The sequence below is a fragment of the Acinetobacter sp. SFD genome, from assembly GCF_001647575.1.
Classification (GTDB): Bacteria; Pseudomonadota; Gammaproteobacteria; order Pseudomonadales; family Moraxellaceae; genus Acinetobacter; species Acinetobacter pecorum.
The window spans coordinates 100,135-126,017 of record NZ_LSZJ01000015.1; the positions used below are offsets into that span (position 1 = coordinate 100,135).

Annotated in this window: 20 protein-coding genes; 14 read left to right on the forward strand and 6 right to left on the reverse strand. The window is 42.9% G+C overall.

What is annotated here, in order from left to right; genetic code table 11:
• Entirely contained in the window at positions 1 to 642 is a 642-nt protein-coding gene (locus AY605_RS12725) for an ATP-binding cassette domain-containing protein (RefSeq protein ID WP_064096754.1), read from the forward strand.
• A gap of 317 nt (positions 643 to 959) precedes the next feature.
• Complete coding sequence (locus tag AY605_RS12730; RefSeq protein ID WP_064096755.1) at positions 960 to 2,309, forward strand: MFS transporter; 1,350 nt, start codon at positions 960 to 962, stop codon at positions 2,307 to 2,309.
• A gap of 294 nt (positions 2,310 to 2,603) precedes the next feature.
• Here the strand turns inward: AY605_RS12730 and cynS are convergent, their stop codons facing one another.
• Positions 2,604 to 3,053, reverse strand: a complete 450-nt coding sequence (gene cynS / locus AY605_RS12735) for a cyanase (RefSeq protein WP_064096756.1) — start codon at positions 3,051 to 3,053, stop codon at positions 2,604 to 2,606.
• Between the two features lie 286 nt (positions 3,054 to 3,339).
• On the opposite strand from cynS, the gene AY605_RS12740 reads away from it, so the two are divergent.
• The 3 genes from AY605_RS12740 (at position 3,340) to AY605_RS12750 (ending at position 6,386) form a co-directional block, all read left to right on the forward strand.
• Entirely contained in the window at positions 3,340 to 4,149 is an 810-nt protein-coding gene (locus tag AY605_RS12740) for a formate/nitrite transporter family protein (protein WP_064096757.1), read from the forward strand.
• A gap of 66 nt (positions 4,150 to 4,215) precedes the next feature.
• Positions 4,216 to 5,946 carry a bifunctional protein-serine/threonine kinase/phosphatase gene (locus AY605_RS12745; RefSeq protein WP_064096758.1) on the forward strand — a complete coding sequence of 577 codons (1,731 nt, stop codon included), beginning with the start codon at positions 4,216 to 4,218 and terminating at the stop codon, positions 5,944 to 5,946.
• A 239-nt stretch (positions 5,947 to 6,185) separates the two neighbouring features.
• Complete coding sequence (locus tag AY605_RS12750; protein WP_064096759.1) at positions 6,186 to 6,386, forward strand: hypothetical protein; 201 nt, start codon at positions 6,186 to 6,188, stop codon at positions 6,384 to 6,386.
• Between the two features lie 161 nt (positions 6,387 to 6,547).
• On the opposite strand, the gene AY605_RS15125 is transcribed toward AY605_RS12750, so the two are convergent.
• Complete coding sequence (locus tag AY605_RS15125) at positions 6,548 to 6,715, reverse strand: hypothetical protein (RefSeq protein WP_171254973.1); 168 nt, start codon at positions 6,713 to 6,715, stop codon at positions 6,548 to 6,550.
• 305 nt (positions 6,716 to 7,020) lie between these two features.
• On the opposite strand from AY605_RS15125, the gene AY605_RS12755 reads away from it, so the two are divergent.
• Both AY605_RS12755 and AY605_RS12760 read left to right on the forward strand, forming a co-directional pair.
• Positions 7,021 to 7,938, forward strand: a complete 918-nt coding sequence (locus tag AY605_RS12755; RefSeq protein ID WP_064096760.1) for a LysR family transcriptional regulator — start codon at positions 7,021 to 7,023, stop codon at positions 7,936 to 7,938.
• Between the two features lie 465 nt (positions 7,939 to 8,403).
• Complete coding sequence (locus AY605_RS12760; protein WP_064096761.1) at positions 8,404 to 10,569, forward strand: TonB-dependent receptor family protein; 2,166 nt, start codon at positions 8,404 to 8,406, stop codon at positions 10,567 to 10,569.
• Positions 10,570 to 10,589: 20 nt separating this feature from the next.
• Here the strand turns inward: AY605_RS12760 and AY605_RS12765 are convergent, their stop codons facing one another.
• Positions 10,590 to 11,198 (reverse strand): MarC family protein, encoded by a 609-nt coding sequence (locus AY605_RS12765; RefSeq protein ID WP_064096762.1) that lies wholly within the window; start codon positions 11,196 to 11,198, stop codon positions 10,590 to 10,592.
• A gap of 28 nt (positions 11,199 to 11,226) precedes the next feature.
• On the reverse strand, positions 11,227 to 13,263 hold the full coding sequence (locus AY605_RS12770) for a choline transporter (RefSeq protein ID WP_064096763.1): 2,037 nt from the start codon (positions 13,261 to 13,263) through the stop codon (positions 11,227 to 11,229).
• 268 nt (positions 13,264 to 13,531) lie between these two features.
• Between AY605_RS12770 and betI the strand changes: the two genes are divergently transcribed.
• From betI to AY605_RS12795, 5 genes are all read left to right on the forward strand, one after another.
• Positions 13,532 to 14,110, forward strand: coding sequence for a transcriptional regulator BetI (gene betI / locus AY605_RS12775; RefSeq protein ID WP_004280326.1), 579 nt, complete (start codon positions 13,532 to 13,534; stop codon positions 14,108 to 14,110).
• A gap of 21 nt (positions 14,111 to 14,131) precedes the next feature.
• Entirely contained in the window at positions 14,132 to 15,607 is a 1,476-nt protein-coding gene (gene betB, locus AY605_RS12780; protein ID WP_064096764.1) for a betaine-aldehyde dehydrogenase, read from the forward strand.
• Positions 15,608 to 15,618: 11 nt separating this feature from the next.
• The gene (gene betA / locus AY605_RS12785) at positions 15,619 to 17,274 is read left to right on the forward strand and encodes a choline dehydrogenase (RefSeq protein ID WP_064096765.1); all 1,656 of its coding nucleotides are present in this window, start codon (positions 15,619 to 15,621) and stop codon (positions 17,272 to 17,274) included.
• A gap of 128 nt (positions 17,275 to 17,402) precedes the next feature.
• Entirely contained in the window at positions 17,403 to 18,173 is a 771-nt protein-coding gene (locus tag AY605_RS12790; protein WP_064096766.1) for a hypothetical protein, read from the forward strand.
• 334 nt (positions 18,174 to 18,507) lie between these two features.
• Positions 18,508 to 20,715: an OsmC domain/YcaO domain-containing protein gene (locus AY605_RS12795; protein ID WP_064096767.1), complete on the forward strand. Its 2,208-nt coding sequence runs from the start codon at positions 18,508 to 18,510 to the stop codon at positions 20,713 to 20,715.
• A gap of 251 nt (positions 20,716 to 20,966) precedes the next feature.
• On the opposite strand, the gene AY605_RS12800 is transcribed toward AY605_RS12795, so the two are convergent.
• Positions 20,967 to 22,679, reverse strand: coding sequence for an electron transfer flavoprotein-ubiquinone oxidoreductase (locus tag AY605_RS12800; RefSeq protein WP_064096768.1), 1,713 nt, complete (start codon positions 22,677 to 22,679; stop codon positions 20,967 to 20,969).
• Positions 22,680 to 22,902: 223 nt separating this feature from the next.
• On the reverse strand, positions 22,903 to 23,739 hold the full coding sequence (locus tag AY605_RS12805) for an IclR family transcriptional regulator (RefSeq protein ID WP_004280319.1): 837 nt from the start codon (positions 23,737 to 23,739) through the stop codon (positions 22,903 to 22,905).
• A gap of 503 nt (positions 23,740 to 24,242) precedes the next feature.
• Here AY605_RS12805 and AY605_RS12810 point away from each other — a divergent pair.
• Both AY605_RS12810 and AY605_RS12815 read left to right on the forward strand, forming a co-directional pair.
• On the forward strand, positions 24,243 to 25,397 hold the full coding sequence (locus tag AY605_RS12810; RefSeq protein ID WP_064096839.1) for an acyl-CoA dehydrogenase family protein: 1,155 nt from the start codon (positions 24,243 to 24,245) through the stop codon (positions 25,395 to 25,397).
• A 31-nt stretch (positions 25,398 to 25,428) separates the two neighbouring features.
• Positions 25,429 to 25,883: acyl-CoA dehydrogenase family protein (locus AY605_RS12815; protein WP_171254974.1), on the forward strand; the 455-nt coding region annotated here is incomplete at its 3' end.

Here is a 25,883-nt window from a genome sequence, read left to right on the forward strand (position 1 = left end):
ATGTTGAAGTGTGATTTTCAGTTTAATTACGAAAATTTCCAGCTACAGGCCAATCTGGATATGCAGATGCAGTTGATTGGTATTGTCGGAGCATCAGGAAGTGGGAAAAGCACCTTTTTAAAAAATATTGCAGGACTATTAAAACCATCACAAGGCTTTATTCATTTTCAGCAAAAAATACTATTTGATCATCAGCAGAAACTGAATATTCCTGTTCATCAAAGAAAAATTGCTCTGATTTTTCAGCAAGCCTTGCTGTTTCCGCATCTGAATGTCATGCAGAATTTAAAATATGCAGAACAGCTAAATATAAAAAATAAAGGTCAGCAGAAATTTATGTTTGAAGACATTGTGGAGTTACTCGAATTAAAGCCACTGCTTCGGCATAGGGCGCATCAACTTTCTGGTGGACAGGCACAGCGTGTTTCTATTGGGCGTGCACTTTTATCTTCTCCCGATCTATTACTTTTGGATGAACCTTTAAATGGACTGGATCAAAAGCTGAAAAACCAGATTCTACCCTTTCTGAAAATTGTGATTAATCAAACAGATTTACCCATGATTTATGTGACTCATCATGTAGATGAAGTGGCGTATTTACAGGCGCAGGTGCTGCATTTTGAAAAGGGAAAAATAGTCTGATTCAATGCTGCACCGATTTAAACCAGCAATGATTCCGAGCAGGTCATCCTCTCGCTGTTTTGCAAAAAATGCCTCAGAAGATAACTATTTTTAAGAAAGAAACATCTAAGTTAAAAGCCTGAATATAAATTATTCTATACAAAACAATAACTTATTTTATTTTAAAAACAATCTGGCATGACCTGTGCATATATCTGGTTAAAGTCAAAGAAGACTCTACATTTGTATGACGGCCAATGACGTCCGTTCTGATCGTTACTGATATGCCTCGGCATCACAGTGACTTAAATAAGTTCAGTTCTGGTAAGGAAATGGCTATGTCTTCAAATACAAGTCTCAATAAAGCAACAAAAATAAGTCTATTTAACTTCAGTACTTCAGCGATGCGAGCCTTCCATATGAGTTGGCTCGCTTTTTTTGTCTGTTTCTTTGCGTGGTTTGCCTGTGCACCGTTAATGCCGGTTATTGCCGGTGAATTCAGCCTGACCAAAGAGCAGATCGCCAATATCAATATTGCCGCAGTCGCTATTACCATTCTGGTGCGTCTGATCGTAGGGCCGTTATGTGACAAGTACGGTCCGCGTAAAACCTATACCGCTTTACTGATTATTGGCAGTATTCCAGTGTTTGGTGTGGCGTCGGCCAACAGTTATGAATCTTTCTTGTTTTTCCGTTTATTGATTAGCGCCATCGGTGCCAGCTTCGTGATTACCCAATATCATACCAGTATCATGTTTGCACCGAATGTCGTGGGAACGGCAAATGCGACTACAGCCGGTTGGGGTAATGCCGGTGGCGGTGCGACTCAAGCCCTGATGCCTTTAATGCTGGCTGCTTTGGTGATGTTCGGTGTAGAACAGGCAATGGGATGGAGAATTGCACTTCTGGTTCCGGGTATTCTGATGATCATTGTCGGTGTATTGTACTGGAAGTTCACTCAGGACTGTCCACAAGGCAATTTTAAAGAACTCCGTGCTCAAGGTATTTCTGTTGGTAGCGATAAAAAAGGCGGCCTTGCAATCTTGATGCATGCCGCACGTAACTACCGTGTGTGGATTCTGTTTGGAGCTTATGCAGCCTGTTTTGGTATTGAAATTTTCATCCATAACATTATTGCCTTGTACTTTGTCGACAACTTCCAGTTTGGCCTAAAAGAAGCAGGCATGGCTGCCGGAATTTTTGGTTTACTGGCGTTGTTTGCCCGCGCCTTGGGTGGCATTGTTTCAGACAAAGTTGCGATTCAAAAAGGTCTGGATGGTCGAACCAAAGTCCTGTTTGCCTTGATCATGCTGGAAGGTCTGTTTCTTATTCTATTTTCGCAAATGAACAGCGCGACCTTGGCTATTATGGCGATGACTATCTTTGCCTTGTTTACCCATATGGCATGTGGCGCTACCTATGCACTGGTGCCTTTTATCGACCGTGATGCCTTGGGTGGTGTGGCCGGTATTATTGGAGCAGGTGGCAATGTCGGCGCGGTAGCTGCAGGTTTCCTGTTAAAAGGCATGCTGGATATTCAAACCACTTTGATGGTACTGGGTGGCTTGGTGGTGATTGCTGCAAGTTGTGTGTTGATGATCCGCTTCTCTGTCGAACATAAAGAAAAAGAACAGCGTTTATATGAACAGGCAGTAAATGAGCGTCATCTGGCGGAGGCACAGCAATAATGCTGTACTCCTTGATTTAAAATGAATCGATAAAAAGGATAGCAATATCCTTTTTATTGTTTTTGCTAACTTAATAATAAAATAATGAACTATATATTTAGGATGGGAAAGTATTATTTAAAAAGGACAGGATGATTGAATTAATTGGATAAATAATAAAAGCATTTATAGTTTATATGTTTAATTTGAGATGAAAAAATTATATATCTTTTAATAATCATTCTAAATAAATTTAATAAGTGCAGATAAAATAAAAGCCATTTCAATAATGGCTTTTATTTTTAAAATAGTAGATCAATAAGTTTTATAAGGTAAAAACTTTCCGGATAATACGACATTCACCCGATCTCCGTTTGGATTATTCTCACGTTGAATATCCATACTGAAATCAATTGCACTCATAATACCATCTCCGAATTCTTCATGGATCAGCTCTTTAATGGTCATACCATAAACGTTGACAACCTCATACCAGCGATAAATCAGCGGATCTGTCGGCACACTAGTTGGCAGAGAACCTTTATAAGGTACGATTTGCAGCCAGGCAATGGCTTCATCAGTCAGTCCAAATATTTCACCAATTTTTTCTGCCTGTTCTTTATTAAAAGCCATCTGACCTAAACATGCAGCAGTCACCCATTCTTTAGAAAGGCCTATAGCTTCAGCGACATCTGCCCATTTGATAGACTTTAAAACTTTCGCTGAAATAATCATGTCTGTCACTTGTTGACGATGGCTAATCATAATCTTCTCCAATAGCTATATTTAAAAAATGACCACTATAGATAATGCAGAGATTGTGCCAATATAATTATAAGGATTAAATTTTAAAATAATTTATATTATTTTTATTAGTCATTTAAAATGAGTGGCACGCTATTTGCTTTTATCTATATTAAATATGGCAATGGCGCCATGACACGATTAATCTGTTTGAATAATGCAAGGCAAAGACGCCTAGGGTTGAAATAGACTTTAGGCGTTTTTTATTTGCAAACAGGCAAGTTATTTATATAAAGGGGATAAAAATATGGCTTATCTTGCTCCTGCAGAGTTTGCAAAAAAAGTAGTTGATGCCGGTGAGGCAAAACTTCATATGGCAACGCGTGATGTTTTGATTCGTGCTTTTATGGCAGGTGCAATTCTGGCACTGGCAGCAGTATTTGCAGTCACTGTGGGTATACAAACAGGAGTACCGCTGATCGGTGCATTGTTATTTCCAGTTGGCTTCTGCATGTTGTATCTCTTGGGCTATGACCTGCTCACTGGGGTATTTGTATTGACCCCTTTGGCTTGGCTAGACAAACGACCAGGGGTGACGTGGTCACGTATTTTAAAAAACTGGGGTCTGGTTTTTTTAGGTAACTTTGCCGGATGTTTAACCGTGGCAGTGTTAATGGCCGCTGTCTATACCATGGGTTTCGCCGCTGAACCGAATGCGGTCGGGGTGAAAATTGCCCATATAGGTGAAGACCGGACTTTAGGCTATGCCGAATATGGTCTTGCTGGCTGGATAACGATTTTTATCCGCGGCATGCTGTGTAACTGGATGGTATCACTCGGTGTAATTGGTGCCATGATGTCAACCACGGTCAGCGGCAAATTCATCGCGATGTGGATGCCGATCATGCTGTTCTTTGCCATGGGTTTTGAACATTCAGTCGTGAATATGTTCCTGTTCCCATTTGCCATGATGATGGGCGGTGATTTCTCGATTACAGACTATTTCTTGTGGAATGAGTTACCGGTTGCACTGGGGAATCTGGTGGGCGGTCTGGCACTGACAGGTCTGGCGCTCTATACCACGCATGTACGTACTGGCGCTAAAAAAGAATTCTAATCTAAGCATGATGATTTATGTCTTGAGATTAAAGGGATCGATTCGATCCCTTTTTGAGTATTTAAAATGAATAAAAAATTAAAGATCAGCATTGGGCAATATTCTTCTGCTGGAATCAAAGCACAGAATCAGGATTTTCACGGGGTCTATATTCCTGAAGGCCACGCGCTTAGCAGTAAGGGAATTGCCTGTGCAATTGCAGACGGGATCAGCAGCAGCAATGTCAGTCATATTGCAGCAGAAACTGCGGTCAGCAGTTTTCTATCGGATTATTATTCGACTTCAGATGCATGGAGTACCCAAACTTCAGCGGCACGGGTCATTCGTGCGACCAATTCCTGGCTCTATGCACAAACCCAGCAGAGTCGCGGGCGTTTTGATAAGGATCAGGGTTATGTTTGCACCTTTAGTGCACTGATTTTGAAACAAAACAGGGCGCATATTTTTCATACAGGCGATAGCCGGATTTATCGCATTCAGGCACAAGCCATTGAACAGTTGACGGCTGATCACCGGGTTTTCCTGTCATCAACAGAACATTATTTAAGTCGTGCACTGGGTGCCGACCATCGTATCGATGTCGATTATCAGCAGCTTGAATTATGTGAAGATGATTTATTTATCTTGATGACAGATGGTGTCTATGAATTTATGGAGATGCAGCTCATCTCGGAGATGCTGCAACAGAAACAACATCTGGATATCATTGCCAGGTCGATAATCGAACTGGCCTTAAAGCGGGGTAGTGATGACAATCTCACCATTCAAATCATTAAAGTGGAACAGTTGCCTGAGGAGGAATCCTTTCATATCAAGAGCCATGTTTTATTTCCGCAACAGCTGAGTCATGGCGACCTGTTTGAAGGTTATCGAATTGATAAAATCCTGCACCAAAATCATCGCAGCAGCCTCTATTTGGCGCGTGATGAAGCGACACAAAATCAGCTGGTCATTAAAACCTTGTCTGTTGATGTGCAGGATGACCTGAAAGCCGTAGAACAATTCCAGCTAGAAGACTGGGTATCGAAACGCTTAAAACATGAAAATCTGCTGCAATGTTATCCGCATAAGGGCAGCAAGCAGTTTTTATTTCAAAGTTATGAATACTTGCAAGGGGAAAGCCTAAGTCGCTGGCTGCATCGTCAAAAAACAGCTTTAACTTTACAGCAGTTGCTTCCTATCATTGAACAGGTGGCCAAAGCATTGAATGCCATGCACCGTCTTGAAATGCTGCACCAAGATGTACGACCAGAAAATATCATGCTGCTCGAACCAGTTGATACCTTGAAAGTGAAACTGATTGATTATGGATCGACCGCGGTCAGAGGTCTGGTTGAACTGAATCCCAAACATGCAGACGGTCCTTTAGGAACTTTGGCCTTTATGGCACCTGAGTATTTTATTAGACGTTCGCCCTCAGTAAAATCAGATCAGTTCTCGCTGGCGGTGATGAGTTATTATTTATTGACCAGACAATTGCCTTATGGGACAGACCTGGCGCGCTGCAAGAGTGAAAAGGCCTTAAAGCAGGTTCGATATCATCCACTTTATGAGTATCGACCGGATCTGCCATATGGGCTGGACAGTATTTTCAAAAAAGCGCTTTCTCTTCATCCGGAACAACGATATGAGGCTCTTTCAGCATTTATATATGAGCTGAAGCACCCAGATATCATATTAAAAAAATCTATTTCACTTCCCTTCATTGAAAAGTATCCAGTCACTTTCTGGAAATCCTGCACAGCAGTTCTGCTGTTGTTATTGCTCTGGGTGGTTGCATTGCACTTTAGCCAATAAAAATAATTAAGATATGCTAGTGAACAGTTTTTGTTTTGAGGTACAAGGGTGACGTAGATTATGTAGCAATATAACAGTCAAAATATCTGTTTATTTTTTTATTTTAGATGATTGGCTATGGGCTTATGAAAAGAAGCTCTATAAAATAAAAAGTGCAGATAGATCACAGATAAGCATAAAAATATTGGAATAATAATTGCTTATTTTTAATACCACTAGAATAAAAAGGTAAATAAGACATGAAACTTCAATTTTTTAGGCTGATATTAATCGCGAGTAGCTTCATTGTGATGAGCCAAACCAGTTTCGCGGGAGATGGGGGCTTACGTTTTGCTGAAAAGAATCAGGAAAAAGTGGCACAAATACAGGCCAAGAAAAAAGTAGCAAAAACACAAGCTCAGCCCCTACAAGCAAAAGCCAGTACAGAGCCGAAACAGTAAAACAGCAGCCATATAAAAAGACTTACCGTTCTTCCTAGATCTGATAGATAAAATGTAGGGTTTGGAATAGATAGACCGAAATTTTTGCAATGCTCGTAAATAAAAAACTCCCCGCATATTTTAAACCATGGGGAGTTTTTTATTTTGCATCTCAGGGAAAATTACTGAATTTGTTCCTCATCCTGTTTTTCCTGACGTAATTGATCCCGCTGACGCTGTGGATCCTGGATGCCTAATTGACCGCGCTGGATTTCCCGATCCTGTTTTTCTTGCGGATCAAGTTGTTCTTCAGTGAGTTCTTCATCATTTCGATCGATTGGATTCTGCATGGTCTTTCATCCTCTAAAATACTGTCTGTTTTTATTGTATGAATACAGCAAAATTAGTCTGTGAGTTTTATGCCTGAGTTATTTTTCTAACGTGTTGCAGCTGTAAGTTTAAGCAATATTTTATGGGGGGAATTTAATTAAAATAATTAACTGTATAAAAATTATAATTTTAACTTATGACAATCCTAGATGAGTCATACTCATTAATTTTCAATTTAAATGAAAATTAATAAATAATTGTGAGCGATTGGGGTATGCTAAAGACAGAACAAATGTGATTACTTTTTGAATTTTTGGTATTTCCCATGATAGAACTCCGCCATTTAAGAACCCTGACTGCTCTGCGGGAGCATGGCTCCCTGGTTGCAGCCGCAAGTGATTTATGTTTAACACCATCGGCCTTGTCACATCAGCTACGTGAGCTTGATCAGTGGTTTGGCGTTGAAGTGGTAAACCGGCGTAATCGTCCTGTAAGTTTTTCAAATGTGGGGTTACGGTTATTAAAACTGGCAGATGAAATATTACCGCAAGTTCAAAGTGCACAGGGTGATATCAGCCGTATTGTGCATGGTCAGACCGGGAGAATTGTCTTCTCTTCCGAATGTCATAGCTGTTTTGACTGGCTAATGCCATTGCTTAACCAGTACCGGATGCAATATCCGGATGTAGACTTGGACTTTGCCTCAGGTTTTGAATCGAATCCCCATGAATTACTGCAAACTGGAGAGTTTGATCTGCTGATCACTGCTGATCCAATTGCACTCAAAGGTATTGAATATTTTCCGATTTTTGAATACGAATCACGCCTGGTTTTATCCAATACTCATCCCTTGGTAAGAGCGAAACATATTACTGTTGAGGAGCTGGCTGAAGAAACGCTGGTGACCTATCCGGTGGATAAACACCGTTTGGATATCATGTCGCGTCTGTTTATCCCCGCTAATGTATTACCTAAAGCTATTCGTACCACTGATTTAACCCAAATGCTGATCCAGCTGGTAGCCAGTGGGCGCGGGATTGGTGCATTGCCAGACTGGGTGGTAAATGAATATGAACAAAAGGGCTGGGTGACTTCACGCCGTTTAGACTGTGTGGCGCCTGAAGGATTGCGCCGTACTTTATACGCTGGCTATCGTACAGAAGAAAAGCAGAAAGATTATTTTGAAGGCTTCTTGAAACAGCTGGACCGTTTTTCCAAAAAAAGGCAGGCTTATTACAACTAATCAATGAAAAATTGAATATCTTTAGACTTATTACTGCTAAAAAATCCTGTTAGTCAGGATTTTTTTTTAACTTTCCTGGTCTGCATCATTTTGATTGATCTATAAGCTGATACAGCTGTTTAATCCAGCTTTCGTATTTAATGAACTGGTTTAGTCGATCATAATTTCTGACAAGTATTACATTTTGCCAAGTGGGAATGTATCTGTGCAGAATTAAATATCATATTATTAAATATCAATTACTTAAAATTTAAATTCCAGGAACTTGTAGGGATATAGTTCTGATCTTGCAAATTCATTTTTAATAAAAAGATTAAATAAAATTTAAAAACATACGCTGATCAGTCAATTTTTTGGCACAAAATAACTCCTGAAATTACCAAGGTTGATCTATGCTACAGCAAGATTTTTAATCCACATCTCAAGCAGATCAGGACCACTTATACAGGACTGTATAAACTCGCCATGCATATGACAAAAATACCTCTTAGAAAAAGCCCACTTAGCCTCATGATCCTGCCGATTTTATCGGGTTATGTTTATGCTGAAACGGTTAGAGAACCGGGTAGCGTTCAACAGTTGAATACTATCGTGATCAGTGCTGAAAAAAATGCCACTCCGCAACAGCAATATCAGAAAGAACTGGTTCAGGTTTCAGGAGGAACAAATTTCATTGGTGAGCAGCAGCTAGGACAGCAGCGACTTGCAACGACGGCCGATGTGTTCCGTTTGCAGTCAGGAATTTATGCCCAGTCTGCGGGAAATGAAGGAGTAAAAGTCTCAATCCGTGGCTCAGGAATTAACCGCACTTCAGGCGCGCATGCCTCTGGTACCTATATCATGATTGATGATATTCCGTTTACAGGACCGGGCGGTACAGCTTATGAGCTGCTCGAGCCATGGTGGATTGATCATGTCGGGGTGTATCGTGGTGCCAACGGTTTAAAACAGGGTGGATTATCTTTAGGCGGAACAATTAACTATAAAAGTAAAACCGGGGTAGAGCAGAATGGCTCTGAACTCAAATATGAAATGGGTAGCCATGGTTATCAGAAATATCAGTTCAGTACCAGCCGAAAACTGGATAAATCAGATTATTATCTGGCGGTAATAGCTAACCAGTTTGACGGAATTCAGGATCATGCCAAAGGCGATGGCAAAGGTCTGGCTTTTAATCTGGGCTATCAAGTTAGTTCGGATATCGAAACTCGTTTTTATGCCCGTTACCGTGAGAGCAAGCATTTAACTCCGGGACGGATTACTCAGGAACAGCTTAAGCATAATCCTGAAGCAGCGAATAGTTTTAATTTGGCAGTGGATGCCATACGGATTCAGCCGGGCAGTACCTGGTTGGCCAATACTACGACCTGGGATTTACAGGATGATGCCAAACTGACCGGTAGTCTGGCCTATCACCATTATCCTCTGGATTTGCGTGAAAGTAGTTATCGCACGAATGTCGATTATGAAGACATTAGTACACGTTTCCAGTATGAAAAGCCTTACCAGTTTCTAGGTCTGGAGCATCAGGGGCGTATTGCCTTGCGCAGCACGACTCATCGTCCGAACAGTGGGGTAACGGAAACCATCCGACGTGATATGTCCATTGATGGAACATTATATCCGGCAGATACGGTGACTCGCCGTTATACCTATCGGGGTTCAGACAACGTGCTGCAATTTGATCAGGAAACTGCATTAAATGATCAATTCAAACTGGATATGGGATTCGCAGCAGCCTATACCCATCGGGAAAGTGAAGTGACTTATCCGGTAGCCAGCCCGGAAGTCAGCCGTTATGAATGGAATTTTGCACCACGACTTGGATTGACTTATCAAGCGAATGACGATGTACAATGGTTTGCCAATTTAAGCCGCAGCATTGAACCGACGCACCCTTGGTCTATGGTATGGTCTTCGCCTTATTATTTTGACAGTGGTATCGCTTCTGGCCGGGTGCGTGCTCCCATTTACTTGGATACACAAACCGCCAATAGCTTGGAACTGGGTGGCCGAGGACAATCAGTCTTTGGCGATTGGGCACTGAGCTATTACTATTCCAAAGTGAAAAATGAACTGCTAACTTCAGAACTGATCAAAACCTATGAAGATGGAGCAGAACGACCTTCAGAGCCAATTGCTGTTGAATCCAATGCCACGCCGACCATTCATCAAGGGGTGGAGCTAAGTCTGGATACGCCATTACATGAATCCCGATTTGGCGAGCTGCGTCTGCAACAGGCTTATACCCTTAGCGATTTTCATTATAAAAATGATCCATTATTTGGTAAAAACCAGTTGCCGGGGATACCCAAACATCTATATCAGGCACAGCTCAGTTATACATTATACAACGGCCTGTATATTGGCCTGAATACAGAATATGCGTCCAAAATGGCACATGATTATGCCAATAGCCGATTCAGTGATGACTATCAGATCTGGGGTGTTGACTTGGGTTATGCACCAGAACATCAGTTCTGGAAAACCTGGATTAACTTTAAAAATATTACCGATAAAAAATATGCAGCAGTCGTGATTCCAGGTTATGACGATCGGGGTGCAGATCTTGCCCGATCTTCACCGGGTGAAGGTTTTTCTACTTATGCCGGTGTGTCATTTAAATTTTAATTTTTGATAGAACGGATTTATCAGGTTTCTAATATTCCTGTAATACCTGTCACGATCATATCGATGGCAATAGTACCGATTAAAAGCGCTGCAACACGACCGACGATATCGACATACAGGTCAATATAGTTTGAATACTTGTGCTGTAAATGATCATGCAGGTATTTCATCAGGATCAGCAGGCTACAAGTCAGAAACAGCGTAGAAAAAATCACCAGAATGGTTTGCATTAAACTGAGCTGAATCCCGGTAATCACAGAAGCCGAAATGGTGCCCGGACCGATCATAAACGGCATGGCGATGGTGCCCGCCAGATGACTAGGTGCCCCACGCATCACGCCAATCGTATCAGCACCTTCAAAGACATAACGATAGCCAATCACCAGAAAGATAATACCGCCAAAAATCTGGAAGGACTCAAACCGTACATGCAAGACTTCATTAAAGAAGGCTTCACCGGTTTTTGCAAAAATGATGAACACAATAAAGCTGATCAGACTGCCCTGAATCAATGCCATATTGAAGACTTTTGCATCGGAATTACGGATAATTCCGAGCATGTAAATACTCATCAGAAAAGGATTGAGCAGAGAGAAAAACAGGGCAAATGCATTCAAACTTTCTGACATCTTTGCGTCCTTCCGTAGTTGAGTAATCCTAGATTTCACGATCCGGGAACAGCGGACGTTTACCTGGGCTGATTCGGTTAATGTGCAGATACATCATATGGCGTTCATATTTATCCAGGATGTCATTGATCACCTGTTCCTTGCTATAACCGACCAGATCGTTGCCCTGAGAGCCTTCAAACAGATAACTTTCCAGACGATAGTAATAACGTTTGGTTCGTTTACCACGTGAACTGAAATTTGGCGTGTCATAGCGCACCGGCCATATTTCGTAGACAAAGTTTTCTTCTTCATCGAGCTGAATGGTCAGATCCAGGTGATACAGTTCAGGTTCTTCCTCAAGTGATTTTTCCTGAATATTGACTTGAATGCCTTTGTTAATTAACTCGGTTGCAACGGCCTCAATGGCCGGCTTGCAGACATTGTCCAGCATGGTCCGGGTCTGGGACAGGCTTGGATGCAGCATGACCCGGCTCAGACGCTTCTTCCAGTTCAAGATATCCACATTACCGACCACAGGTGCCGCATTCAGGCTGGTACTGGCCTGACGAAAATCCTCCAGACGCAAGGACTTATAGAGTCCCGCCATCACAAAGAAAATGACGAAACTAAAAGGCAGACCCATAATAATCGTAGTGTTCTGTAATGCTGTCACGCCATTCGCCATGAGCATTGCCAAAGTCAGCAAACCGATAGCAATGGCCCAGAACACACTGAGCCAACGCGGTGAATCATGCTCAATATTAGTGAATTTAGTCGTGAAATTTCCCAATACCAATGCCCCTGAATCCGCTGAGGTCACATAGAACAGCAAGCCGGTAATGGTGGCGACACCTGCTGTAAACATAAAGCCTGGATACTGCGCCAGCAGATCATAAAAACCATGTGCCGGATTTTCTAAAACTGTCGTAGCAAGTTGAGTATTACCATCAAAAATCACGCTGTATAAAGCACTGTTACCGAAAATAGACAACCAGGTCAGGGTAAATAACAGAGGAATAACCAAAGTCCCGGTGACAAATTCACGAATGGTACGACCACGGGAAATACGGGCCAGGAACAGACCAACAAAAGGTGACCAGGCGATCCACCATGCCCAGAAGAACAGGGTCCAGCTATTCATCCATTCTTTCGGTTGTTCAAAAGGAAAACTGGTTAAAGAAAGCTTCGGGAACTGACTGATATAGTCGCCAAAGTTCTGAATCAAGGCGGCTAATAAAAATTCGGTATTGCCTACAAACAGAATGAATAGCAGCAGCCCAATTGACACATAGATATTAATTTCAGACAGGATCCGGATACCTTTATTGACACCGGCAGTCACTGAAATAATAGTAATAATCACAGCAACGGCGATGAGTGCAGTTTGAATCCAGATATTTTCCGGTAAACCAAACAGCACATGCAGGCCGTAATTTAATTGCACAACGCCAATCCCGCAGGTGGTGGCAATCCCGAAAATCGTGCCGAGTACCGCAGCCGTATCCACAGTATGGCCGATCGGGCCATTAATTCTTTTTCCAAAAATAGGATAGAGTGCTGATCGGATGGTGAGCGGTAAATTATAGCGATAGCTGAAATAACCCAGGGCGACCCCAATCAGCGCATACATACTCCAGCCGGTTAAGCCGTAGTGAAATAGGGTCCACACCATGGACTGGCGCGCAGCTTCAAAGGTTTCGCCTTCGCCTACAGGGGGATTCATATAATGAGAAAGTGGTTCCGCCACAGAGAAAAACATCAGGTCAATCCCGATCCCGGCAGAAAATAGCATCGCCGACCAACTCAGCAGGCTAAATTCTGGCTTGGAATGTTTGGGACCTAATTTAATCTCGCCATAACGGGAACAGGCAATAAAAATGATAAAAACCAGATACAGCGTTGCCGCCAGCAGGTAATACCAGCTAAAGGTACGACTAACCCAGTTTAAAATATTGATAATGACTTGATTGGCTTGTTCATTAAATAAAATGGTAATGATAGAAAACAGCAGAATAAGTGTCGCCGAAAAATAAAAAACTACTTTATTCAGACCATCTTGCATCTCTTCATTTTTCTTTTGCATAAATCCATGACCATCGTTTTGTTGCCGGATGATCTACAGTGCAGTGTGATTTAAAAGTAAAAACATGCCATAAGCTTCCCTGTTTTCGTGAATTACAAACTTTTGCAAATCCAAAACAAACTGCGCTGTACATCAAGGGTGAGCTGGCACTATAATTTTTATTAATTGAACGTTCAATTAAAAAAGCGTTTATTAATTGTTACATCATTCCGCTAATTTTTTAGCAGAGTGATTTTTTATTGCTACATCCGTTATTCAGGTTAGTCCTATGCCCAAAGTTGGTATGCAACCGATCCGTCGTCAGCAACTGATCGATGCCACCTTAGCTGCAGTGAATGAGCTAGGTTTTGCAGAAGCTTCAATTAGTCAGATTGCTCAGAGGGCAGGTGTCTCAACCGGCATCATAAGTCATTATTTTCAAGGTAAAAATGGCTTGATTGAAGCCACAATGCGTTACTTATTGCAGCAATTGGGTAAATCTGTTGCACAGATAAAGATACAGGTTGATGACTTACCGGAGCAGCGCTTGCTGGCGATCGTACGCGGTAATTTTGCTGCTCCACAAACGGACAAAGCAGCCATGAAAGTCTGGTTGGCGTTCTGGGCTAGCAGTTTGCACCAACCTGAATTACACCGTTTACAGCAAATCAATCATTACCGTTTACATTCCAATCTCAAATATGAATTCATGAAAAAGTTGAGTAAAGACCAGGCAGAGAAATCCGCTCAAGGTCTGGCAGCATTGATTGACGGATTCTGGCTAAGAGGTGCTTTGGTAAGTGGCGAAATTGATCCAGAACTGCCGATTGAACTGTGTAGTGAATATATCCGGCAACAACTCAAATAACCCATCTGCGAGGAAATTCCATTGACAACATTCAAACTGCAACGTCCTTATATCCATGGACAATATGTCGATGCAACATCCAATAGCACGTTTCAAACAATTAATCCTGCAACTGGCGAAATTCTGGCAGATGTGCAGGTATGTACACAAGATGATATCGATCGCGCTGTTGAATCGGCACAGCAAGGGCAAAAAGTCTGGGCAGAAATGACGGCGATTCAACGTTCCCGTATTTTGAACAAGGCTGTTGCTATTCTTCGCGAACGTAATGACGAGCTGGCTCGTTTAGAAAGTCTCGACAGTGGTAAAGCTTTCAGTGAAACATCCACCGTCGACATTGCGACAGGTGCAGATGTACTCGAATACTATGCAGGTATTTTGCCAGCATTAGAAGGCCAGCAAATCCCGCTCAGAAGCAGTTCGTTTGTTTATACCCGCCGTGAACCTTTGGGTGTAGTTGCCGGGATTGGTGCATGGAATTACCCGATTCAAATCGCCTTATGGAAATCTGCACCTGCACTGGCAGCAGGCAATGCCATGATCTTTAAAGCCAGTGAAGTAACGCCTTTAACTGCATTAAAACTGGCAGAAATTTATACTGAAGCAGGTGTACCGCATGGCGTATTCAATGTGGTGACCGGCAGTGGTGACATTGGTGGCTATCTGACTTCACATCCGGACATAGCCAAAGTTTCATTTACCGGTGGTGTCGCGACCGGCAAAAAAGTCATGGCCCAAGCTGCGAATTCCAGTCTGAAAGAAGTCACTATGGAGCTGGGCGGAAAATCTCCGCTGATTATCTGTGAAGATGCCGATCTGAATCTGGCGGCAGATATTGCCATGATGGCCAACTTCTACAGTTCCGGTCAGGTCTGTACCAATGGTACACGGGTATTTGTACCTTTAGCCTTGAAAGCAGAATTTGAAGAAAAGATTCTGCAGCGTATTCCTTATATTCGTATGGGGGATCCACTTGATCCTGAGACCAATTTTGGTCCAGTGTCCAGCTTCTCTCATATGGAAAAAGTGCTGGATTATATTGAACAGGGCAAAAAAGAAGGCGCTCGTTTACTTTGTGGTGGTGGCCGTGCCGAAGATGAGCAATTTGCCCAAGGCGCTTATGTGCTACCAACGGTATTTACCGATTGCCGTGACGACATGACGATTGTCCGTGAAGAAATTTTTGGTCCAGTCATGAGTATTCTGAGTTATGACTCAGAAGAAGAGGCGATTCGTCGAGCCAATGACACCGAGTATGGTTTGGCAGCTGGTGTCGTGACACCAAATCTGGCACGTGCGCACCGTATTATTCATCAAATTGAAGCCGGTATTTGCTGGATTAATACCTGGGGCGAATCTCCTGCAGAAATGCCAGTTGGTGGTTATAAACATTCGGGTGTCGGTCGCGAAAACGGTATTGTCACGCTACAGCAATATACCCAGACCAAGTCAGTTCAGGTCGAACTCAGTCCTTTCCAGTCTGTATTTAGCGCATAAGGGAGGATTGGATGAATTACGACTATATTATTATCGGTGCAGGTTCGGCAGGAAATGTGCTCGCAGCGCGTTTAACTGAAGATCCGGATGTGAAAGTCCTGCTGCTGGAAGCGGGTGGGCCGGATTACCGTCTAGACTTCAGAACACAAATGCCGGCTGCATTGGCTTATCCATTACAGGGACGCCGTTATAACTGGGCCTATCTGACCGATCCTGAACCACATATGAATAACCGTCGTATGGAGTGCGGGCGCGGCAAGGGGCTGGGCGGTTCTTCATTAATTAACGGCATGTGTTACATTCGCGGTAATGCTATGGATCTTGAACAGTGGGCCAGCCTGAAGGGGCTAGAACACTGGAGCTACGCCGAATGTTTGCCGTATTATAAAAAAGCTGAAACGCGCGATATTGGCGGCAATGATTATCATGGTGATTCTGGACCGGTTTCGGTCGAAACACCTAAAAATGGGAATAATGAACTGTTCCATGCCATGGTCGAGGCCGGTGTACAGGCCGGTTATCCACGTACTGATGACCTGAATGGCTATCAGCAGGAAGGCTTTGGGCCGATGGACCGTACCGTAACGCCGCAAGGCCGTCGTTCCAGTACAGCACGTGGTTATCTGGATATGGCCAAAGGCCGGGATAATCTTACGATTATTACCCACGCCATGACCAACCGGATTCTGTTTAATCGTAATCAGGCAATTGGTGTGGAATATTTTGAAGGACAAAATACCTTACAGCCGATTCAGGTCTTTGCGGATCGTGAAGTTTTATTATGTGGTGGTGCGATTGCCTCACCGCAAATCCTGCAACGCTCTGGTGTAGGTCCGGCTGAACTGTTAAAAAGTCTGGATATTCCGGTGGTTCAGGATTTGCCAGGTGTGGGTGAAAACCTGCAAGACCATCTGGAAATGTACCTGCAATATAAATGCAAAAAACCTGTCAGCTTATATCCGGCACTCAAGTGGTATAACCAGCCGATGATTGGCGCTGAATGGTTATTTTTAGGTAAAGGTATTGGGGCCAGTAATCAGTTTGAAGCCGGTGGTTTTATCCGCTCTTCAGACGAATTTGACTGGCCCAATATCCAGTATCATTTCCTGCCTGTGGCGATTAATTATAATGGCACCAATGCCATTCATGAACATGGTTTTCAGGCTCATGTGGGCTCTATGCGTTCGCCGTCACGTGGCCGTGTTCGTCTGAAATCCAAAGACCCGTTTGAGCATCCAAGTATTCTTTTCAACTATATGAGTACCGAACAGGACTGGCGTGAATTCCGCGATGCCATCCGCATTACCCGGGAAATCATACATCAGCCGGCATTAGATCCCTATCGTGGTGAAGAAATCAGTCCAGGAAAACATCTACAAACAGATGCTGAAATTGATGAATTTGTTCGTAATCATGCAGAAACCGCGTATCATCCATCGTGTAGCTGTAAAATGGGTGAGGATGACATGGCGGTTGTCGATGGTCATGGACGCGTACATGAAATGCAGGGGTTGCGTGTGATTGATGCCTCGATAATGCCTTTGATCATTACCGGCAACCTCAATGCAACTACGATTATGATCGCTGAAAAACTGGCAGACCATATTCGTGGCAAACCTGCTCTTGCGCCTTCATCTGCACCTTTTTACAAGGCGCCTCGCGCTTAACTAATGACTTTATTCCTGTTGCAAAGTGCCAGCGGGAATAAAGTGAAATTTACTTTTACCCCAAAGCTTTATAAGACCCTCACGGGTTTTGGACTTATTCATGCTTTGCTTTATATAATTTGTATTTTATGAGAATGTTGGAAAAAACAGTGCTGTTTGGCTGTGCTGCTGTTTCAAGTTTTTACTGTTATGCTGATGATGCGGAAGTAAAACAAATAAAAGCAAGCGGAAACTTGAGTGTGGTCTCCAAATACGTCTCCCGCGGTTTGACCAATGCACCTGAAAATGACGACGTTGCTGTACAGGCTGCATTGAATCTGGCTTATGGTAATTTTTATGTCGGATATTGGGGCTCTACGCTTGGATACTCTTATGCCGAAGTACAGGGGCGTCCGGGACATCGTTCAGACAAATTCGAGCATGACTTTCTGCTGGGTTATACCCATAGCAGCGAAAATTATGATTGGGATCTATGGAACGCAACCTATTATTATCCGGGCGGCAAGCATACTACCGGAAATGAGCTGGGTTTAAATGTAAGTCGTGCGTTGAATGATCAGACTAGTATCGGCGTCAGCATATCGACCTATCTGTATGATGTGGCTTATGCCAATCAGGGCGATACCTTTTATACACTTAACCTGAACCATCAGTTGAATGATCGCCTGAATGCCAGCGTTACGGCAGCAGGGAGCTATTTTAACGATGAAGGAAAATATGAGGGCGGTGAACTGGGCGATACCGAAAAGCAGTTTGCCTTTCGTTATGCTTCTGCCGGACTCAGTTATGCGCTTTTACCGCAGTTGAGTGTGTCAGGTGAATATATCTTTGGCGGTTATGACCGCTATGATGACAAGCAGCGTAATCTTGCAGTATTTGCACTGAGTTATGATTTCTAAAGTTATCTCAGACTAGGCAGGTGAAAATCTGCCTTATCCGTAACGTTAATTGATAATATAATTCATGACTTGAAGTTGATTCATGCTCCGGCAGCTCAGGAAAGACTGAAGGTCTGGTTTAATCTGCCAGAATTTCAGACGAATATTATCAATTTCATAAAATAATTCTATAATAACGCCCATTCTCGGCAGCGTTATCCAGACACTTAGTCAAATGGTATAACCTGACCATTTTCTATTTTTCATTCAAGTTCTCCTCCGTGAACCGGCTTGTATATTCAGATTCAGCATCTTATCTGTCCGTGACGGCACATAAGAATATTTAGGTATCCACATGGAAATTAAGGTCAATTATCTCGATAATCTTCGCCAGGAAGCCAAGTTCGATGACTTCACGGTAATCGCCGATCAGCCGATCCGCTATAAAGGCGATGGTTCGGCACCCGGCCCATTCGATTATTTTCTGGCGTCATCAGCACTTTGTGCGGCTTATTTTGTCAAAGTCTATTGCGCAGCACGTGACATTCCAACCGATAATATCCGCCTTTCGCAAAACAATATTGTTGATCCTGAAAACCGCTATAAACAGATTTTTAAAATTCAGGTGGAACTGCCGGCTGATATTTCTGAAAAAGATCGCCAGGGAATTTTACGTTCGATAGACCGTTGTACCGTCAAAAAAGTAATTCAAACCGGTCCTGAATTTGTCATTGAAGAAGTGGAAAGTATCGATGCGGATGCTCAAGCCTTGTTAATGCCAAGTCTGGCTTCTGATCATACGACTTTCATTCCGGGTAAAGACCTTCCACTGGAAGAAACCATTGCCAATATGTCTGCCATTCTGGCAGGCCTCGGCATGAAGATTGAAATTGCGTCTTGGCGTAATATCGTGCCGAATGTCTGGTCATTGCATATTCGTGATGCGCAGTCGCCAATGTGCTTTACCAACGGTAAGGGCTCGACCAAAGAAAGTGCGCTGGCATCTGCTTTGGGTGAATTTATTGAGCGTCTGAACTGTAACTTCTTCTATAACGACCAGTTCTGGGGTGAAGATATTGCCAATGCAGAATTTGTGCATTATCCAGATGAAAAGTGGTTCCAGCCAGGTCCGAATGGCGAACTACCTGCAGAAGTTTTAGATGAACATACCCGTGAAATTTATGATCCTGAAGATGAGTTATTGGGTATACATTTATATGACACCAACTCGGGTAATAAAGTACGTGGCATCTGTTCATTGCCATTTGTACGTCAGTCTGATGGTGAAACCGTTTATTTCCCGTCGAATCTGATTGAAAACCTTTACTTAAGTAATGGTATGAGTGCCGGCAATACCTTAGCTGAAGCGCAAGTACAATGTCTGTCTGAAATTTTTGAGCGTGCTGTTAAACGTGAAATTCTGGAAGGTGAACTTGCACTACCGGAAGTGCCTGAACAGGTTCTGGCAAAATATCCAAAAATTGTTGAAGGTATTAAAGGTCTGGAAGAACAGGGCTTCCCGGTTCTGGTCAAAGATGCATCTTTAGGCGGTCAGTTCCCGGTCATGTGTGTCACCTTAATGAACCCGCGTACCGGCGGTGTATTTGCCTCATTCGGTGCCCATCCTAACTTTGAAGTGGCATTAGAACGCAGTCTAACTGAGTTGTTACAAGGCCGTAGTTTTGAAGGTCTGAATGATCTGCCAAAGCCAACCTTTAGCAGCAATGCAGTAACTGAACCGAATAACTTTGTTGAGCATTTCATCGACTCAAGCGGTGTGGTGTCTTGGCGTTTCTTCAGCGCGAAGTCAGATTATGATTTTGTCGAGTGGGACTTCACCAATAATGGTCAAAACTCAAATGCGGATGAAGCTCAGGAATTATTCACAATTCTGGAAGACATGGGCCATGAAGTTTATATGGCGGTGTATCAGCATCTAGGTGCAACAGCTTGCCGTATTCTGGTACCGGGCTATTCGGAAATTTATCTGGTAGAAGATCTGGTTTGGGACAATACCAACAAGGCTTTGTTATATCGTGAAGATATCCTGAATCTTCACCGTCTGGATGATGAACAACTGGAAGCACTGGTTGAGCGTCTGGAAGAAGCAGATGAGGATGACTATACCGAGATCAAAACCTTGATCGGTATCGAGTTCGATGAAAATACTGAATGGGGTCAACTGACGATTCTGGAACTGAAACTGCTGATTTATGTGGCTTTGCAGCAATTTGAAGAAGCCAAAGATCTTGTTGAGCAGTTCCTGCAGTTCAATACCAATACCGTTGAACGTGGCCTGTTCTATCAGTGCATGAATGTCGTTCTGGAAGTCATTCTGGATGATGAAATGGAACTGGAAGATTATGAACACAACTTCCGCCGTATGTTTGGTGATGCCCGTATGGATGCCGTTCTCGGTTCAATCGAAGGCACAGTTCGTTTCTATGGTTTGACCGAAACCAACATGCACCTTGAAGGGCTGGATCGTCATCTACGTTTAATTGACAGCTATAAGAAATTGCATGCAGCGCGTGCCAAGTTTGTAGTAAATCAAAAATCTTAATGAATGACTAAAATTTTTCGTTATTTGTTTTAAATCTTAAAAATGGCTTACTCGGTTTCGAGTAGGCCATTTTTATCTCTGACCCTATATGCAATCTTTTATATTATTTTCTATTCTAACTTATTAATTCCAGCTCCCGAGGGAACTGGAATTACCTAAAAAATTAAAGTGAAGTGTTAATACTAACTGCTTCAAGATTGGGTATGTGAATGTGAGAAATAGATGTATTTTTCTCCTTCACAGGAACTACCTTACATATTCGGGTAATTCGGACCACCACCACCTTCCGGTGTCACCCAGGTGATGTTCTGGGACGGATCCTTGATGTCACAGGTCTTGCAGTGCACACAGTTGGCTGCATTGATCTGGAAACGCTTGGAACCGTCATTATTTTCCATGATTTCATAGACACCCGCCGGGCAGTAACGCTGTGCAGGCTCATCCCATTTTGGCAGGTTCACTTCAACCGGGATGGACGGGTCAGTCAGTTTCAAATGCGAAGGCTGGTTTTCTTCATGGACTGTGTTCGACACAAACACTGAAGACAGGCGGTCAAACGTCAGCTTGCCATCTGGTTTTGGATAGGTCGGCTTGAAGTTCACTGCATCGACAGTTTTTAATGCCTTGAAGTCAGGCAGCAGGTCATGCAGGGTAAACGGTACTTTAAACACGTTCTGGTCGATGAAGTTGAATGCACCTCCCATCCATTGACCGAACTTGTGCATGGCAGGACCGAAGTTACGAGAGCTGTACAGCTCTTCTTTCAGCCAGCTATGGTTGAACTTGTCGGTATACGCGGTCAGTTCCTTGACAAAGAAATCTTCACCCTCTACCACACGTGCCACCGCCAGATCACCGCCTTTTTCTACACCGGCAGCAATCGCTTCAAATACCGCTTCACCGCAGAGCATGCCAGATTTCATTGCTGTATGAGAACCCTTGATCTTGGCGAAGTTCAGGAAGCCGGCATCATCCCCAATTAACGAGCCACCCGGGAAAGTAAATTTCGGTAGCGAGTTAAAACCACCTTTGGTCACAGCACGCGCACCATAGGAAATACGCTTGCCACCTTCGAGATATTGCTTAATTAATGGATGGGTTTTCCAGCGCTGCATTTCCATGAAGGGATACATATGCGGGTTGGTATAGGACAGATCCACGATCATGCCCAGGGTCACCTGGTTATTCTCAGCATGGTATAACCACCAGCCACCTGAAGAACCAGTTTCATTTAGTGGCCAGCCGGCACCGTGCATCACCAGACCCGGTTTATGCTTGGCAGGATCGATTTCCCAGAGTTCCTTAATCCCGATCCCGTAGTGTTGCGGATCAGCATCTTTGTCCAGATTGAACTTCTGGATTAAACGCTTACCGAGGTGACCACGGCAGCCTTCAGCAAAAATCGTGTATTTGGCATGCAGTTCATAACCTGGAGTGAAGTTATGTGTTGGTTCGCCATCTTTACCAATACCCATGTCACCGGTCTGGATGCCTTTGACTGTACCATCGGCATGATACAGAATTTCCGAGGCGGCAAAGCCCGGGAAGATCGATACTTCCAGCTCTTCCGCTTTTTGGCCTAACCAGCGCACCACGTTGCCGAGCGAGATGACATAGTTGCCATCGTTATGCATGGTTTTAGGCACCATCCAGTGCGGTGCTTCCTGTGATTTTTCATCTGACAGCAGGAAGAAGGTTTTATCTTCGGTCACCGGGACATTCAGCGGGGCGCCCTGTTCTTTCCAGTCGGGGAACAGCTCGTTCATGGCACGTGGTTCAAGCACAGCACCAGACAGAATATGTGCACCGACTTCGGAGCCTTTTTCTACGACACAAACGGACAAATCGTTTAAGTTGTTTTCAATTGCAAGTTGACGGATTTTGATCGCAGCAGAAAGACCCGCAGGGCCTGCGCCTATGATGACGACGTCAAACTCCATCGATTCTCTTGTTATATCTTCCATAATATAAAATCCAATTTCGCTATACGATATTTATAGCATTATCTAAATCGGTTATGAAGCTTATTTTTGATCTTTTTATTTGGAATAGGAATTTATCTTTTTTAAATCTTATCTATTTCGCAGCATTAAAAAGGTTTGCTGAGAATTCTGGATAAAGGAAGAAGATGTGTAGATTGGGTATTCAATAAAAGAGCGACTTAATGTCGCTCTGATAATTAATTTTTTATATGTTATTGAGATTCATTGCAATATTATTCACCATGTGAATCAGACGCGGTCCAATTTCATTTTCCAGTTTTTCCTGATTTAACAGATAACTTGGGGCACCACAGTTAAACGTTAATATCCCATGTTTGGGGTGAACCAACGGAACTGCCACGGAATTCACATCCTTAGCCCAGTCACCTAAAGACAGACAGTAGCCATAATCCTGATAATCACGGATTGCACGTTCCAGATTACGCTTGATGGTTGGCCACTGATCTTCGTTTCTTTTCTTGATGGCATCAAATAAATATTCGCGTTCCTTCACATCCATCGCTGCCAGACAGGCCCGTCCCATGGCACTGCTATGAATCGGTAAAGTCGAACCGACAGGGCGGCGCATGGTTAGCGTCGATTCTGTATGTACCACTTCCAGATAAATCATGCTCAAACGGTCACGGGTAGCCATTGCCACAGGGGCTTGGGAATAACGGGACATTTCTTCCATAAACGGATAAGCCTGAGTCCGCGCAGAAATATTACTCAAAGCTGCATAACCCAAAGCCAATACGCCAACATCCAACAGATATTTCGTGGTATTCGGTAGTTGTTTTAAATAACCTAAAGAAACCAGGGTGCTGGTAATACGGGCCACAGTTGGCTTGGGTAAGTTGGTTAATTGTGCAATTTCCTGATTGCCAAGCAATTGATTGGTCGCTGAAAAGCAACGCAAGATTTCCAATCCACGCGCAATAGATGCAATAAATTGAGGATTATTTTCTCTATGAATATGTGAAATCGGATCTAAACGGATTTCATCAAAGTTGGGAATTTCACCAGTTTTATTTTTTGTCATGGTCAGGGCAATTAAAGTTAAATTAATGAATATGATAGCAACATAATTTCACGATACAAAATAAAACACTTCTATAAAAGATAAAATATAGGAAATAGTACCGAAATTATTTGTGGTCGGAAAGAATCCTGTTACCCAAGTTTAAAGACAATATGAAATCATCTAGTTTTTTAGGTTTAATACGTAGCCCACACATTTAAGAAGTTTCGATTTCTCCGAAAGAGTCAGGGATCGATAAGTATTACAGCAAGAAAAAAGGTTTAATTATCTATTCAAAAAAACTGATAAATAAAACAATTATTCATCAAAATATTTCGTATCGTGAAATTAAATCTTAAACACAAATCAACTGGAATACCAGAGAAATTTCATTTTTTGTTTAAAAAATAAAATTTTTAATAATTTTACTTGCTCAAAATGATTTTATATGATTATTTATTTCGTAATACGAAACAAAAATAAGGGTAAAGGAATTTACCTAAATTATATCCATGGAGATTCATATGATTCGTGATCCGGAAATGCTAGACCAACTTCTGTCAACGATTCGCGATTTTGTAAAAAATGAACTGGTGCCTCTTGAGCATGAAGTAGAAGAGAACAATGCCATTCCTGAACATATTGTGGAACAGATGAAAGAGCTGGGCTTGTTTGGCCTGACGATTCCAGAAGAATATGGCGGTTTAGGCATTACCATGGAAGAAGAAATTCTGGTCGCGATGGAGTTGGGTCAGACATCGGCTGCCTTCCGCTCTTTAATTGGTACTAACAACGGCATTGGCTCAAGTGGCATCATCATCGACGGTACAGAAGAACAAAAACAGAAATATTTACCGCGTTATGCAACAGGCGAAATTATTGGTTCATTCTGTTTGACCGAACCTGATTCCGGCTCAGACGCTGCTGCTTTAAAAACCAGTGCAGTCAAAGACGGCGATTATTATATTTTAAACGGAACTAAACGCTTTATCACCAATGCGCCACGTGCCACAACATTTACCGTGATGGCACGTACCAATCAAGAGATTAAAGGTGCGAGCGGTATTTCAGCATTTTTAGTTGAAGCAGGCACACCTGGTTTAAGCCTAGGTAAAATTGATAAGAAAATGGGCCAACATGGTTCCTATACCTGTGATGTAATTTTTGATAACTGTAAAGTGCATAAAGATCAGCTGATTGGCGGTGTAGAAGGGATTGGGTTTAAAACAGCAATGCGCGTTCTGGACAAGGGCCGTCTGCACATTGCCGGTTATAGCGTCGGCATGGCAGAGCGTATGCTGGAAGACGCACTTAACTATGCAGTGGAACGCAAACAGTTTGGTCAGCCCATTGCGAATTTCCAGTTGATTCAAGGCATGTTAGCCGACTCGAAAGCTGAAATTTATGCTGCGAAATGTATGGTACTGGATGCAGCACGTAAGCGTGATGCTGGCCAAAATGTTACGACTGAAGCCTCTTGTGCCAAAATGTTTGCAACTGAAATGTGTGGCCGTGTCGCTGACCGTTGCTTGCAGATCCATGGTGGTGCAGGTTATATCAGTGAATATTCAATTGAACGTTTCTACCGTGATGTGCGTCTGTTCCGTTTATATGAAGGAACCACACAAATCCAGCAAATTATTATTGCGCGTGAAATGATTAAACAAGCAACCGCCTAATCTCATAATTTTAAAATAAGGACATCTTAAAATGACGACAAAAATTAGATTTGATTGGCAAGACCCATTTTTAATTGAACAGCAACTGACGTCAGAAGAGCGCATGATCCGCGATGCAGCGGCAGCGTACTGTCAAGACAAACTGATGCCGCGGGTACTGGAACAGTTCCGCCATGAAAAAACCGATCCGGCTATTTTTCGTGAGATGGGTGAACTTGGTCTGCTAGGCCCAACCATTCCGGAACAGTACGGTGGTGCAGGTTTAAATTATGTCAGTTATGGCCTGATTGCCCGTGAAGTTGAACGTGTCGATTCAGGTTACCGTTCAATGGCCAGCGTACAAAGCTCTCTGGTGATGGTACCCATTAATGAATTTGGTTCTGAAGAGCAAAAGCAGAAGTATTTACCAAAATTAGCAACCGGTGAATATATTGGTTGCTTCGGCTTGACCGAGCCAGATCATGGATCAGATCCTGGCAGCATGAT